Below are 13,468 nucleotides of genomic sequence, written 5' to 3' on the forward strand. Positions count from 1 at the left end.
TCCGTTCCGGGGCACTTCCCTCTCTCAGCGGGTGGGGTCGCGCCAGCGCTGCGGCGGGCCCGCCTCCTCCTCATCCGGTCCGGCAGCGGGCGGGCGGGGCTGCAGGGCTTCCAGGCGGCGCTTCAGCAGGGTGATCTGGCGGCGGAGCTCGGCGTTCTCGCGCTGGGACTGGCGCAGGCGGGATTCCGCGGCTTCCAGCAGGGCGGGCGGGGCAGGCTCGGGGCGCGGCTCGGCGGGGGCCAGGACCTCCGGCCAGGAGAGACCGAGGCGTTTCAGCAGACGGTGGGCGGCGAGGGCGGCCGAGGCGCGCTCCCCGACATGCTCCGAGCCGAGCAGGGCGAGGACGCGGGCCAGGCGCGCGGCGTCGCCGGGCTGCAGCGGGCCGCGGCGCGGCGCCACCGTTCAGCGGCGCCCGGCCGGCCCCGGGGCCAGTGGGGTGTCCCCGTAGCGGGCGAGGAGGTCGGCTGGGCCGGCATGGACGGCGATGCAGCCGGCGGCGCGCAGGGGCTCGTCGGCCCATCCGCCGCTGCGGACGCCGACGGGGCGGAGGCCGGCCCTCACGCTCGCCTCGGCGTCGTAGGGGGTGTCGCCGACGGTGACCACGGCGCCGCGGTCCTCGGTGCCGCAGAGGGCGAAGGCGGCCTCGAAGATGTCGGGGTGGGGCTTGGAGCGCTCCGCGTCGTCGGAGGAGGTCTCGGCGTCCACCAGCTCCTCGATCCCGGCGACGCGCTTGAAGACCTGCAACTCCTCCGCCTTGGCGGAGGAGGCGAGGACGAGGCGGGTGCCGTCCGCGCGGATGCGGCGGAAGAGCTCTGGCACGCAGGAGAAGGGGCGGATGAGGGGGGTGTAGCGCTCCCTCATGATGATGCCGCGGCGCTTCTCCAGCGCTTCCCCTTTCTCCTCCAGCTCCCCGGCGGGAAGGAATTCGGGGATGAGCTGGTCGCCGCCCTTGCCGATCCTGTCGCGCATCGTGAGGTGGGGGATGTCGTGGCCGATCTCGCGAAAGGCGTCGACCCAGGCGCGGGCGTGGAGATCGACGGAATCGATCAGCGTGCCGTCCACGTCGAAGATCACGGCCTGAATCATGCGGCGACTCCCCTCTGCCGGCGGGTAACGCGGGGCCGGGGTCCTCGTTCAGCCCGGAAGATTCAAGCTGAAAGCTGTTCCAGGGCGTGGCGGATGTTGGCGCGGGCCTGTCCGTCCAGCGCGGCGTGGAACCCGTCCGTGTGGAAGAGGCGGGGGCGGCCGAGCAGGGCGCGGAGGAAGGCGGCGCGGCCGGTGCGGTAGGCGTCGCGGCCGTGCACGGGCTCGTACTCGGCGGCAATGCCGCGCTCGTAGGCGTCGTACTCCGCCGGGCCGGCGCCGAGGACCGCGAGGTCGAGGTCGAGAAAGAGCGCGACGTCCTGGTGCCAGTTCTCCGGCAGGTCGGGCGGGATCTCGTGGGTGGCGGTGAGGCGGATCATCTCGGCCGCGACGCCGATCACCTGCGGGTGGACTAGGCCGGAGAGATCGGCGCGCAGCAGGGCGGCGCTGCGGGCCTCGTTATCGCGCGCGGCGGGGTCGTAGACCGCGTCGTGGTACCAGATCGCGAGCTCCATCGCGGCGGCGTGGGCAAGGGGGCCGGGAAGGGCGGCCATGCCGCGCAGCATGGAATCCACGTGGGACTGGGCGTGGTAGGCGCGGTGCGGCTCCGCCAGCCGGGCGCGCAGGGCGGCGCGGCGGGCGTCCAGGCGGGAGAACATCAGGGCGTGCGCCTCAGCGGGTGGGACGCGCGGCGGGGCGGGGCAGCCAGGTGATGACGAAGGCGGTGCCGGGGCCGGGCTCGCGACCGATCGTCGCGTCGATGCCGCGGAGAAGGCTGTCCACCACCGTCATGCCGAGGCCGCGGCGAGGCTCCTCCGCCATGCCGTTGCCGTCATCCGCGACGCGGAGGGTGAAGCCGTCCTCGCCCGCGGGGCGAAGGGTGATCCGCACGGTGCCGGGGCCGCGGCCGGTGAAGGCGTATTTTAGGGCGTTCGTCGCCAGCTCGTTCACCACCAGGGCGATCTTCACGGCCACGTCGGCCGGCACCTCCAGTGCCGCGAGGTCGGTCTCCACCCTCGCGGAGGCGCTGCCCTCCGTCAGGTCGCGCGCCTCCAGGGCGCGGGCGAAGCGGTCCAGCATGGTGTCGAGCGCGACGCGCTGGCCGGGGCCGTCATGCAGCAGCTCGTAGGTCATGCCGATCGCGACCATGCGGCCCTGGGCGGTCCGCAGGGCCTGCAGCGCGGCATGGTCGGAGAGCTGGCGCTCCTGCAGGCGCAGGAAGGAGGTGACAAGGGCGAGGTGGTTCTTGATGCGGTGGTGCGCCTCCCGCAGGAGCAGGTCGCGCAGGTGGATGGCCTCGTCCCGCGTGGCGCGGGTGGCGCCGAGGCGGCGGATGAGGTCGGCGACGTCCGAGGGGGCCTCGGCGATGGCCTCGGCGGGAAGGCCGCCGTCCGGGGCCTCCAGCCGGCGGGTCGCGGCCTCGAGCGGGGCGACGACGAAGCGCTGGACGGACCAGAAGAGGGCGCCCATGCCGGCCAGCAGCACGAGGGCGAGGAGGAGGGGCGGCAGCGCGACCTCCAGCGGGGCGCCGGCGCGGATCGCGCTCTCCGGGAAGGCGGCGACGAGGGAGAGGTCGTCCGTCGCGCGGGCCTGGATGAGGACCTGGCCGCCCTCCGCCGCCGTTCCGGCATCGTCCGGCGTGGGGGCGTTGAAGGAGACGCGCAGCGCGTCCGGCAGGGCCGGCAGGGGGTCGTCCGGCGCGCCGACGAGGGCGACGCTGGCCTCCGCAGAATCGAGGAGCCAGACGCGGAGCCCTTCCCGTGCGGGCACGTAGCGGGCGATGGCGTCGCGCAGCCCTTCCACCGTGACGGCGGCGACGACCACCGCCTCGTGCCGTCCGCTGCGGCGGATGGGGTGGGCGATGCCGATGACCTGGCCGGCGCCGAAGGAGGAGGGGACGAGGGCGCCGGTGACGGGGCGCCCGGTGAGCTCCGCGGTGCGGGAGACGCCCTGGGTGGCGGGGCGGCCCGTCATGGCGGGGAGGGTGGAGCAGGTGATGCGGTGCCCGGCATCCACGACGAAGACGTGGCGGACCAGGGCGTCCATGGTGAGGTGGGCGCCGTTGATGAGGGCGGTGCAGCCCTCCGGCCCGCGCGACATCGGGTCGGCCACCGCGAGGACGGAGACGCCCTGGCGCGCCTGCTCCAGCGCGCTGCCCACGCGCTCCGCGAGGCGGCGGGTCTCGGCGACGGCCAGGTCCTCGTTGCGGGCGGAGAGGGTTTCGGCCTGCCACCAGGTGAAGGCGCCGGCGCCGAGGAGGATGACGAGGGAGACGGCGCCGTAGACGAGGGCGAGGCGCTGGCTGAAGGTCCAGCGGGAGGCCTGCCCAATCTCTCCCTGCACCGCCGGGGACTGCGGAAGCGCGATGTTGAGGCCCTCCGGCATGGTTCCCCGTTCCTTGCCCACACGGTTTGGCAGGCCGGGGGAGGGGTCGTCAAACTTTCGTGACGGGGCTGGGACCGGGGGTGCGGGTGGGGGCGCCGCAGCGGGCGAAGGCGGGGGCCATGGCCGGCGGGACCGGCGCCTCGCAGACAAGGGCGGCGCCTGTTTCCGGTCCGGCGGGGAGGGCGATGGCGCGGGCGAGGAGGTGCAGCCCGGCCGGGTGCGCACGGGTGCCGTAGACGGGGTCGCCGAGGATGGGGAGGCCCAGGGCGGCGAGGTGGACGCGGAGCTGGTGGGTGCGGCCGGTCTCCGGCTGCAGCTCCAGCCAGGCGAGGTCGCCCTCCGGCCCCGCGGCCGTTCCGAGCAGACGCCAAGCGGTGCGGGCGGGCTGGCCTTCCGGATGGGTCTCCATGCGCCAGCCAGCCTCCCGCGTGCTGACCTTGCGGAGGGGGGCGTCGATCACGCCCGCATCGCCACTCGGGCTGCCGGCGGTGACGGCCCAGTAGGTCTTGCGGACGGCGCGGGCGGCGAAGAGGGCGTTGAGGGCGGCGAGCGCCGGCTTCGTGCGGCCGAGGACGAGGCAGCCGGCCGTGTCCCGGTCCAGCCGGTGGGCGGGGTGGGGAAGGTGGCGCTTGCCGAGCTGGAGCAGCGGGAGCCAGTCGGCAAGGCTGGGCCCGCTTGCGCGGCCGGGATCGAGGGGCAGGCCGGCGGGCTTGTCGATCACCATCAGCTCGGGCCGGATGTGCAGGATTCGCGCGGCGAGTTTGCCGGGCAGGGATGAGGGGTCGCGCATGGGGTCCGGTGCTGCCGATACGGTGAGTAAGGGTGCGGTCGTGGTCTGCGTGGGGCAGGTGGTGACGGACCATAGCTTCCGCGTGGACGAGATCGAACTTCCGCCCTCCAAGGTCACGGCGCGGGGCTATTCCGTGGGGGTGGGCGGGATGGCGGCCCATGCGGCGATCGCGGTGGCGCGGCTGGGCGGGCGGGCCGTGTTCTGGGGGCGCGTGGGCCGGGACGAGGCCGGGGTGGCGCTGCGGCACGCGCTGGAGGAGGAGGGGGTGGACGCCTCCGGCCTCGTGATGGCGGAGGGGGCGCGCACGCCGCTCTCGGCCGTGATCGTGGACAAGGTGGGGGAGCGGAGCATCGTGACCTACCGCGGCGAGAGGCTGCCGGCCGACCCTTCCGGCCTGCCGCTGGAGCGGCTGGCGGGGGCGGGGGCCGTGCTGTGCGACCCGCGCTGGCCGGAGGCGGCGGAGGCGGTGTTCCGCGCGGCGCGAGAGCGGGGATTGCCCGCGGTGCTGGACGCGGAGAAGAGCGAGGAGCGGATCCTGCGGCAACTCGTGCCGCTGGCCGGGCACGCGATCTTCGCGCGCACGGGGTTGGGGATCTTCGCGCCGGGTGTGGCGCCCGAGGAGGGGCTGTGGCGGGCGCTGACCTCCGGGCCGCTGGCGCTGGCGGCGGTGACGGACGGGGAGAAGGGAACGCTGTGGCGGGCGCCGGGGATGGTGGCGGCGGCGCGGCAGCCGAGCTTCCCGGTGGAGGCGACGAACACCACGGGGGCGGGGGACGTGTTCCACGGGGCCTACGCGCTGGCGCTGGCCGAAGGGCAGGAGGTGGAGGAGGCGCTGCGCTTCGCTTCGGCCGCCGGGGCGCTGCGGGCGCGGGACGGGCGGACGCCGGGGCGGGAGGCGGTCGAGGCGATGCTGGCGGAGGGCGGGGACGTGCCCTCCGTGCGGGCGCGGCGGAAGGCTTAGGGGCGGCGGGTCCGGGCTTGCGGTCGGCCGCCGTGGCCAGGGAGGAAGAAGGAATTCCTCCTCCCTCCGGACCTCCCACCATCATCTTCTTCTATCGATTGGTTTTGCTGATCTGGCGCACGCCTCGGATCCTCGACCCGAGGCGGCTGTCAGCGCAGGACGGTTTCCACGAAGGTTGGAACTCCCCTCGATCATTGCATCCGCGGCAGCCCCAAGAAGGTCCAGGAGGCTCAGCCTCCCGGTGAATGGGGGGCCGGGGGAAGGCGAAGCCTTCCCCCGGGGCCACCGGGCGCTACTCCCGCACGACGTAGGTGTAGAACCGGGTGCGCCCGTCGGCGCCGGTCTCGCGGTAGAGGCCCTGCACCTCGCTCTCGAAGCCGGGGAAGCGGTTGCAGGCGGCCTCGAAGGCCTTGAGGTAGTCCACCATGGGCTTCGCGCGATCGTCCAGGCGCTCGCCGGGGATCACGGTGGCGATGCCCGGCGGGTAGACGAGCCAGAGGGTGGCGGCGATACGGCCGGCGGTCTCCTCCAGCGGGACGTAGTCCACCTTGTTCTTCACCAGCGCGCGCACTGCCTCGTTCGGCGGCATCGCCATCTCCGGGAAGTGGTTCGCGGTGAACTGCGCGGTCTGCAGGCGGCTGATGCCGGCGCTGCGGTAGAAGGCGTGCATCTCCGCGCAGAGGTCGCGCAGCCGCGCGCGGCCGTAGCGCTCCGGCCTGCGGGCGACGAAGCGGGGGATCACCTCGTCCAGCGGGGCGTTGTTGTCGTGCAGCTTCTTGAAGGTGATGAGGTGCGCGAGGAGCGTGCCGGCCTTGCTGCTCTCCACGCCGGGGGTGAGGAGGAAGAGGAGGGAGTTGAGGTCGTTCTTCTCCGGCACGATGCGGTTCTGGCGCAGGTATTCCGCGACGACGGGCGCGGGGATGCCGTGCTCGTCGTAGCCGCCGCCGGCGAAGCCGGGGGTGAGGAGGGTGAGCTTGTTGGGGTCCGTGATGGCCCAGCCGCGGGGGTTGTCGCCGAAGCCGTGCCACTCGGCGCCGGGCTCGAGCGCCCAGTGGGCGGGGTCGGCCGCGAGCGCGTCGGTCGGCGCGTCCTCCCAGGGCATGGTCGCGCCATCCACCGTCGTGGTCTTCGGCACGAAGGGCTCGAAGAACCAGCGCTTCGCCGGGTCGGGGTCGGCCTCGAACTCCCGGCGGGTCAGGCGCAGCTTCTTGCGCAGCTCCACACCGAGGCGGACGGTGTCGTCCCACAGCACCATGCCGGAGCGGCCCTTCATCATCTGCGCGCCGACGTCGAGCGAGGCGAAGAGCGGGTAGAAGGGGCTGGTGGAGGCGTGCAGCAGGAACATCTCGTTGAAGCGGCGGTGCTCCACGCGGCGCCGCTGCTCGCCGAGATGGCTGTCCTTCACGTGGATCTGCGAGGCCTGCGAGAAGCTGGCGAGCTGCTTGTGCGTGCTCTGCGTGACGATGATGCCGGGGCTGTCCCCGTCCAGCTTCTCCAGCCCCATGCCGAAGCGGCCGCGGAAGAGCGGGTGGAACTTCATGAAGCCGGCCCAGGCCTCGTCGAACAGGATGTAGTCGCAGAGGTGGCCGATGCGGGCGATGATCTCGTCCGCGGAGTGGATCGTGCCGTCATAGGTGCACTGCTCCACCACCGCGGCGCGGAAGGGGCGGGGGCGCTTCCACGCCTCCGGGTCGCGCACCAGCGGGTTGTCGCGGATGGCGGCGCGCAGGCGATCCTCGTCCAGCGCATCGGCCAGCATGGGGCCGATCAGGCCGTGCGGGTTGCGCATGGTCTCGATGAAGATCGGCGTCGCCTCGCCGAGGAACAGCGCGCCGTGATGCGCGGCCTTGTGGTTGTTGCGATCGAAGAGAACGAGGTCGCCTTCCGCCAGCAGGGCCTGGAGCGCGATCTTGTTGGAGGTGGAGGTGCCGTTGAGGACGAAGTAGGTGCGTTCCGCGCCGAAGATCTCGGCGGCCTCCTGCTGGGCGCGGAGCGCCGGGCCCTCGTGCGTCAGCAGGTCGCCCATGTCGAGCACGGAGTTGTCGAGGTCGTCGCGGAACACGGCCTGGCCGAGGTGTTCCACGAAGATGCGGCCGATGGGGCTGCGGGCGTAGAAGTTGCCGCCGTTGTGGCCGGGGCAGGTCCAGAGCTGGTTGCCCTGCTCGGAGTAGTCCACCAGGGCGCCGAAGAAGGGGGTCTTCAGCGTGTCCGCGTACTGGCGCAGCTTGGAGACGAGGTTGCGGGCGATGAAGTCCGGCGTCTCCTCCGCCAGGAAGACGAAGCCGTCCACGTCGTCCAGCACCTCGACGGGGATGTCCTCCAGCCGCTGGCGGCGCACGAGGAGGATCACCGGGATCTCCAGCCCGCGCTTGCGGACGAGGGCGATGAGGGCGGCGGCGCGGCCCTGCAGGCCCTTCTTGCCCCAGTCCACCACGATGCAGCCGATGGCGGCGTCCGTGCGGACCACGAGCTCCGCGTCGTCGTCCCGCCGGGCGCGGGTGACGCCGTAGCCCATGCCCTCGATCTCGGCGATGATCTGGCGCAGCCGGGCGCCTTCCAGATCGGCCTCGTCGAAGCCGGGGGCGCAGACGAGGAACTTGAAGCGGCGGGCGTATTCCATGGCGGGGTCCTGCTACAGGCGGCGCGGCGCGTCTACCGCGGTGCGGTGACTTCGGCCGTGCATCCCGCCGCGGGCCGGCTCATTTCCGCTTGATCGCCCGGCCGGCCGGGCATGGGGCGCGGGTTCCGACAGGAGGTGGTTCATGGCGCCGTACTCATGACCGCTTGTCCCAACGATCACGGAGTGACGTTCAGGGCATGACGTTCAGAGCTGGGCGTTCACGGTTCGGGGCGGCCCGGCCGTTCGGGGATGATGCCCCGCCCGTCCCAGCGGCGGATGCGCTCCAGCTCCATGGCCTGGGGGTTCTCGCCGGACAGGGCAGGGGAGGCGGCGATGGAGGCGGCGCGGGCGCGGCCCAGCTCCCGCTCGCTCACCACCGCGCGCCAGCTCTCGCCGGGCTCGATGCGGGTGAGGGCGAACTCGGCGATGTTCACGCGCAGCAGGCCGCGGGCGCGGGCTTTCAGGTCGTCCGTCAGCTCGCGGCCGATGGCTGAGGCGTCCCGGATGATCGTCTCGATAGGGTGGCGGCCCATCACCGTCTGGACCGAGGCGGCCATGAGGGCGGGCATCGCGTCGGCGCCCGCGCGGATATGGGCGTAGCGCCAGCGCAGGTCGCTCTCGTCCCCTTCCTTCCAGAAGGCGGTGCCGAAGAGGGTGACGGCGTGCCCTTCCGCGCTGAGGGCGGGCATGCCGCGGTCCGGGGTGGAGCGGTCCGAGGCGAGGAGCGCCATGTCGTAGGGCTTGGCGCTCTGGCTGAAGGGGTTGAGGAAGCCCCACTGGCCGGGGCCGAGGACCCGCGTCACCTCTCCGCCGCTGCCGATGAGGATCATCTGGCCGGGGCCGGGGACGACGGCGACCTGGCGGTAGGCGATCCAGCCGACGAGGAGAACGGCGAGGATGCCGAGGCCGATCAGGGAGGCGCGGGGGCGGGCCGCTTCCGCCCTTGCCCTGTCCGTGGTGGAGGCGGGCAGGCTGTCGTCCCTCGGCATGGGCGTTCCGGCTTCCTCCGCGCGGGTGCCGGAAGGGACCGGGTTGGTCCCGCCGGCAACGCGAGAACGATGCCGGAGGCATCCGGTTCCCGCCTCCCCGTCCGGAAATCTGACGCCGAGAAGGTGACGCCGAAAATCTGACGCCGACTCCCAGGGGCGGGCCGATGCTCCCGCCCCGCGGGGTTCAGGCCGGCTTCGGGATGATGCGGGCGGTCTCGGCGAACTCGAAGTAGAGGCGGCGGGCCTCGGCGGCGACGGGGCCGGGCTGCATGTCGTGCGTGCCGTAGCGGGTGCAGGGCTGGACCTTGCCGAAGTTGCCGGTGGCGAAGATCTCGTCCGCGTCCTCCAGCATTTGCGGGGTCACGACGTCCTCGCGCACCTCGCGGCCTGCGCCACGCAGCAGCTCGATGATGCGGGCGCGGGTGACGCCGGCGAGGAAGGTGCCGTTGGGCACCGGCGTGATCACCACCCCGTCCTTCACCATCATCAGGTTGGCGGCGGAGAACTCGGCCACGTTGCCGTCCGGGTCCAGCATGACGGCCCATTCGTATCCCTGCTCCCGCGCCCAGGCGGCGGCGCGGGCGCCGTTGGGGTAGAGGGCGCTGGCCTTGGCGTCTGTGGGCGCCTGGTCCGGGGCCGGGCGGCGGAAGGGCGCGGTGATCGCGGAGAAGCCCGTGGGCGGGGGCAGGGGGGAATCGTAGATGGAGAGGATGAACTCCGTGCTGTCGGGATCGGGCTGGGAGGCGCCGAGGCCACGGCGGACGAAGAACATCGGGCGGATGTAGAGCTCCGCCTCCGGGCCCATGCGGCGGACGCCTTCGCGGCAGAGCTCCTCGATCTCGTCGGCCGTCATGGTGGGGTTCATCCGCATGTTGCGGGCGGACCTGACGCAGCGCTGGCAGTGCAGGTCCAGGTCCGGGACGGTGCCGCGGATGGCGCGGGCGCCGTCGAAGATCACGGAGCCCAGCCAGAAGGCGTGGTCCATGGGGCCGAGGACCTTGGGCTCCTCGGTGGACCAGTTGCCGAGGTGCCAGAAGACGCCGGCCATCGTTTCTCTCCCTGTCCGCGAAGGGCGCGGAAACTGGCATGGCGGGGGTGGGCGGGGAAGGGGTGGGCGGGCGGTTCTCCCGGCGGTCTATCCCAGGGGCGCGCCCGCTGGGGCGGCGGCGCGCGGGGAGAGGGTTTCGCCCTCGAGGTCGGCAGGGGTGAGACCGCGGTCCAGGTCCAGGCCGGTGAGGTGCCAGTCGTGCACGGCCAGCGGGAAGGGGCGGAGGAGGCGTTCGTGGAAGCGGGTGGGCCAGCGGATGCCGCCCCGTTCCATGTGGTCCCACAGGTCCACCTCGGCGACGGCGCCGCGGGTGGATTCCAGACCTTCCAGCCCGAAGCGGACGCGGTGCATCAGGCGGTCCGCGCGGCCGATGTAGAGGGCCAGCTCCTCGGCGGGGGAGAAGCCGAGGCCGGGGGCGATGCGGGCGCGGAGGATGTCGCAGTCCCTCGCGCGGCCGCTGACGGTGATGCGCTCCTCGCCGCCCGGGGCGAGGAGGGGGGCGCGGTCCGCCGCCCAGGGGCCGGCGAGGAGCATGGGGCCGAGGAGGAAGAGGGCATAGCCGTCCGCGACGAGGGCGGCGGCGCGGCGGTCCTCCTCCGTCGCGTCCCGGTCCTCGAACCGGACGCGGACGGTGCCGGGGGCGTTCGCGGCCCAGCGGCGGAGCACGGCCTTGCGGCCGGCGGAGCCAGTGAAGTTCTGGGCAAGCAGGCGGTGGCCGGGAAGGAGGCGTTCCTGCGAGGGGCCGCGATGGCCGGAATCCACGAGGGCGGGCTGGATGCGGCCGATGAGCGGCGCCCATTCGCCGTCGTAGGAGACGTTCACGTCGTTCACGCGGCGCAGGGCGGGGAGGCCGTGCGCCTCGGCGTTGGCATCGAGGAGGGCCTTCGCTTCCGGTGCGGTGCCTCCCGCCAGGGGCGGGAGGAGGGGGGCGCAGCCGGGCAGGAGAGCGAAGGCGGCGAGGAGGCCGCGGCGGCCATGGCGGGGGCCGGGGCGGGGGCCGGGGGATAGGGCTGGCACGGCGGTGCTCCTCCTCGGGGGTTGCCCAGGCTCGGGGTGAGGGGACGGGCGCTGAACGCCGCAGGGGCAGGTTAGGTGGCAGGCGGCAGCGAGGCCCTGGCGGGTTGACCCCGCGGGGCGCGCGGTGTGGATGGGCGGAATGGAACGACCTCCTCCCCCAGGCCCGCGGCGGCCCCGGCCGCCGGCGACCGGCGCGCTCCGCCCGGGGCAGGCGCGGCCGGGCGGGCCGCCGGGAGGGTTCGCGGAAGGATCGCTCGAAGGGCCGGGCGACGCGCTGCCCCCCGGGGGAGCGGGGATGCGCCCGCCGCGCCCGCCGGAGCCGGACCGGATCTGCGGGCTGGCGGCCGTCTCGGCCGTGTTCGCGCGCCGGCCGCGGGAGGTGCTGCGGCTGTTCCACCTGCCCACCCGCCGGCGGGAGGCGAACCCGTTCTGCGCGGTGCTGGCGGAGGCGCGGAAGCCCTATCGCGAGGTGGGGGAAGAGGAGCTGGCGCGGGTGGCGGGCACGGTCCACCACGGGGGGATCGTGGCCGTGGTGGCGCGGCGGCGGGTGGCGCCGGTGGCGCTGCCGCTGCCGCCCGCGCTGCGGACGGCACCGGTGCTGCCTGTGCTGGACGGGGTCTCCAACCCGCACAATCTGGGCGCCATCGCGCGGTCCGCGGCCTTCTTCGGCTGCATCGGGATGGTGCTCTCGGGCGATCCCCGGCAGGCCGGGCTCTCGGACGCGGCCTGGCGGACGAGCGAGGGGGGGCTGGAGGTGCTGAGCCTGTGGACGGCGCCGGACTTGACGGCAGCGCTGCCGCGGCTGGGGGTGATGACAGTGGCGGCAGTGTCCTCCGGCGGGGTGGCGCCGGAGGCGGTGCTGGCGCGGCGGCCGGCGGGGGGCTGCGTGGCGCTGGTGCTCGGGAACGAGGAGCAGGGGGTGAGCCCCGCCACGGCGGCGGCCTGCGACATGCAGGTGACGCTGCCGGGATCGGGGCGGGTGGAGAGCCTCAACGTCTCCGTCGCGGCGGCGGTGCTGATCCACGCGCTCTCGGCGCGGCGAGCATAGGATCGATCCCCGCGAAGTCCGGTGGGGAGTCTAGGCCGATCGAGAGGGACGCGGGCGGCGTTGCCGCGGCCGTCTCTCAACCCGATCCTCGTCCGCGTTCGGCGGGAGGTTCGATGGGGCGCCAGGGCGTGGGATGACCAGGGCGTAGGATGATGGGTTATGAGGGGCGGAGATCGGGCTTGGCGCGGCATCACTGGCCCGCCGTGATTTCGTCGCTGGTGGTGGGGGCGGGCCTGCTGGTGGCGGCGGTCCACCTGCGCGACCCGCGGCTACTTGCACTGCGGGGGACGGCGACATCGGGGGTCGTTCTCTTTGGAGTGGCCGGCGCGCTGGTCTGCCTGTGGATGTGGCGCCGTCGCGGTTGGCGAGGCGGCCTCGTGCCCGGTCTGGCCCTGCTTTGGGCAGCCGGACCGGCGCTGGCGATCCATGGGGAGCTGTTGTTCGCGCAGCAGGTGCGGGCGGTGCTCGGGTCGGGCGCCGCCGGACAGGAGGTCGGGCGGCACTTCCTGGTCGGCTACACCGATGCCCGGGCGGTGGCATCGCTCGCGGCGCGGGGGCTGATCGGGGGCGTGTTCGTGACGACGCGGAACCTGGAAGGACGGAGCGCGGAAGCGCTGAGGACGGAGATCGCGGATTTGCAGGCGATCCGGCGAGAGGCGGGTCTGCCGCCGCTCTTCGTCGCGACGGATCAGGAAGGGGGGGCGGTGTCGCGGCTGTCTCCTCCCTTGCCCACCCTGCCTCCGCTGGGCGCGCTCGCGGACTTGCCGGCAGTGGGGCGGGAAGCGGCGGCGCAGGCCCGTGGTGCGTCGGAAGGTGCGGGATTGGCGGCGTTTGGGGTGAACGTGAATTTCGCGCCGGTGCTGGACCTGCGGGTGCCGGGCCTACAGGTCGGCCGGCACCTGCAGAGCCCGATCGCCGAGCGCGCCATCTCCGACGACCCGCGCATCGTCGGAGCAATCGGGCTGGCCTATGCGCGCGGACTGGCCGAGGCGGGGGTGACCGCCACGTTGAAGCACTTTCCGGGACTGGGGCGCGCGACGGCGGACACGCACGTCGCGACCGCGCCCATCGCAGCCACGCGGGAGGAGCTGGAAGCGAGCGACCTGATGCCGTTCCGCCACGTCCTGGGCGGCACGGAGGCGTGGCTGATGCTGGGGCATGCGACGGTGATGGCGCTGGACCCGGAGCGGCCGGCCTCGCTCTCGGCGCGGGTGGTCACGGGGTTGCTGCGACAGGAGTGGGGCTTCGATGGCATCGTGGTGACGGACGACATGAACATGGCGCCGATCCTCGCGGCAGGGTTGTGCGGAGCGGGAATCGCCGCGCTGAACGCGGGGGTGGACGTGCTGCTGCTCTCCTGGGATCCGGACGGGTACTACCGCGCCATGTCCTGCGTGCTGGAAGCCCGGCGGCGAGGGACGTTGGATCCGACTCTGCTAGCGGAAAGCCGGCGGCGGCTGGAACGGGCGGTCGCGCGGCCGCAGGGCCACTGATGCGAGGAAGCGTGACCCCCTTGCGGTCCGCCCC

General features: G+C 73.6%; 12 protein-coding genes. 3 read left to right on the plus strand and 9 right to left on the minus strand.

Going from position 1 to position 13,468, the window contains the following annotated elements:
* Positions 1-24: 24 nt before the first annotated feature.
* The 5 genes from VQH23_RS17450 to VQH23_RS17470 form a co-directional block, all read right to left on the minus strand.
* Complete coding sequence (locus tag VQH23_RS17450) at positions 25-399, minus strand: hypothetical protein (RefSeq protein WP_338662003.1); 375 nt, start codon at positions 397-399, stop codon at positions 25-27.
* A 3-nt stretch (positions 400-402) separates the two neighbouring features.
* Entirely contained in the window at positions 403-1,086 is a 684-nt protein-coding gene (locus VQH23_RS17455; protein WP_338662004.1) for an HAD family hydrolase, read from the minus strand.
* 62 nt (positions 1,087-1,148) lie between these two features.
* Positions 1,149-1,742 (minus strand): hypothetical protein, encoded by a 594-nt coding sequence (locus VQH23_RS17460; protein ID WP_338662005.1) that lies wholly within the window; start codon positions 1,740-1,742, stop codon positions 1,149-1,151.
* A gap of 13 nt (positions 1,743-1,755) precedes the next feature.
* The gene (locus tag VQH23_RS17465) at positions 1,756-3,468 is read right to left on the minus strand and encodes a sensor histidine kinase (protein ID WP_338662006.1); all 1,713 of its coding nucleotides are present in this window, start codon (positions 3,466-3,468) and stop codon (positions 1,756-1,758) included.
* Between the two features lie 49 nt (positions 3,469-3,517).
* Positions 3,518-4,258 carry an RNA pseudouridine synthase gene (locus VQH23_RS17470; protein ID WP_338662007.1) on the minus strand — a complete coding sequence of 247 codons (741 nt, stop codon included), beginning with the start codon at positions 4,256-4,258 and terminating at the stop codon, positions 3,518-3,520.
* Here VQH23_RS17470 and VQH23_RS17475 point away from each other — a divergent pair.
* Positions 4,257-5,219 (plus strand): PfkB family carbohydrate kinase, encoded by a 963-nt coding sequence (locus VQH23_RS17475; protein ID WP_338662008.1) that lies wholly within the window; start codon positions 4,257-4,259, stop codon positions 5,217-5,219. The two genes, VQH23_RS17470 and VQH23_RS17475, sit on opposite strands and share 2 nt — an antisense overlap.
* 292 nt (positions 5,220-5,511) lie before the next feature.
* On the opposite strand, the gene VQH23_RS17480 is transcribed toward VQH23_RS17475, so the two are convergent.
* From VQH23_RS17480 to VQH23_RS17495, 4 genes are all read right to left on the minus strand, one after another.
* On the minus strand, positions 5,512-7,839 hold the full coding sequence (locus VQH23_RS17480) for an Orn/Lys/Arg decarboxylase N-terminal domain-containing protein (protein ID WP_338662009.1): 2,328 nt from the start codon (positions 7,837-7,839) through the stop codon (positions 5,512-5,514).
* Between the two features lie 218 nt (positions 7,840-8,057).
* Positions 8,058-8,828: an SPFH domain-containing protein gene (locus tag VQH23_RS17485; protein WP_338662010.1), complete on the minus strand. Its 771-nt coding sequence runs from the start codon at positions 8,826-8,828 to the stop codon at positions 8,058-8,060.
* Positions 8,829-9,012: 184 nt separating this feature from the next.
* A complete protein-coding gene (locus VQH23_RS17490) occupies positions 9,013-9,876 on the minus strand; it encodes a branched-chain amino acid aminotransferase (RefSeq protein ID WP_338662011.1) in 864 nt (287 codons plus the stop codon).
* Between the two features lie 87 nt (positions 9,877-9,963).
* Positions 9,964-10,893 carry a hypothetical protein gene (locus VQH23_RS17495; protein ID WP_338662012.1) on the minus strand — a complete coding sequence of 310 codons (930 nt, stop codon included), beginning with the start codon at positions 10,891-10,893 and terminating at the stop codon, positions 9,964-9,966.
* A 295-nt stretch (positions 10,894-11,188) separates the two neighbouring features.
* Here VQH23_RS17495 and VQH23_RS17500 point away from each other — a divergent pair, with 295 nt between their 5' ends.
* Together VQH23_RS17500 and VQH23_RS17505 are read left to right on the plus strand one after the other, a co-directional pair.
* Positions 11,189-11,941 carry an RNA methyltransferase gene (locus VQH23_RS17500; RefSeq protein WP_338662013.1) on the plus strand — a complete coding sequence of 251 codons (753 nt, stop codon included), beginning with the start codon at positions 11,189-11,191 and terminating at the stop codon, positions 11,939-11,941.
* Between the two features lie 179 nt (positions 11,942-12,120).
* Positions 12,121-13,434, plus strand: coding sequence for a glycoside hydrolase family 3 N-terminal domain-containing protein (locus tag VQH23_RS17505; protein WP_338662014.1), 1,314 nt, complete (start codon positions 12,121-12,123; stop codon positions 13,432-13,434).
* Positions 13,435-13,468 lie beyond the last annotated feature (34 nt).

It is taken from the genome of Pararoseomonas sp. SCSIO 73927, from assembly GCF_037040815.1.
Classification (GTDB): domain Bacteria; phylum Pseudomonadota; class Alphaproteobacteria; order Acetobacterales; family Acetobacteraceae; genus Roseomonas.

What these genes read in the sequence shown, in the direction of transcription:
- VQH23_RS17455 (WP_338662004.1), bottom strand. Translation starts at nt 1,086, where the DNA reads ATGATTCAGGCCGTGATCTTCGACGTGGACGGCACGCTGATCGATTCC.
- VQH23_RS17480 (WP_338662009.1), bottom strand. Translation starts at nt 7,839, where the DNA reads ATGGAATACGCCCGCCGCTTCAAGTTCCTCGTCTGCGCCCCCGGCTTC.
- VQH23_RS17475 (WP_338662008.1), top strand. Translation starts at nt 4,257, where the DNA reads ATGGGGTCCGGTGCTGCCGATACGGTGAGTAAGGGTGCGGTCGTGGTC.
- VQH23_RS17470 (WP_338662007.1), bottom strand. Translation starts at nt 4,258, where the DNA reads ATGCGCGACCCCTCATCCCTGCCCGGCAAACTCGCCGCGCGAATCCTG.
- VQH23_RS17460 (WP_338662005.1), bottom strand. Translation starts at nt 1,742, where the DNA reads ATGTTCTCCCGCCTGGACGCCCGCCGCGCCGCCCTGCGCGCCCGGCTG.
- VQH23_RS17485 (WP_338662010.1), bottom strand. Translation starts at nt 8,828, where the DNA reads ATGCCGAGGGACGACAGCCTGCCCGCCTCCACCACGGACAGGGCAAGG.
- VQH23_RS17465 (WP_338662006.1), bottom strand. Translation starts at nt 3,468, where the DNA reads ATGCCGGAGGGCCTCAACATCGCGCTTCCGCAGTCCCCGGCGGTGCAG.
- VQH23_RS17500 (WP_338662013.1), top strand. Translation starts at nt 11,189, where the DNA reads ATGCGCCCGCCGCGCCCGCCGGAGCCGGACCGGATCTGCGGGCTGGCG.
- VQH23_RS17490 (WP_338662011.1), bottom strand. Translation starts at nt 9,876, where the DNA reads ATGGCCGGCGTCTTCTGGCACCTCGGCAACTGGTCCACCGAGGAGCCC.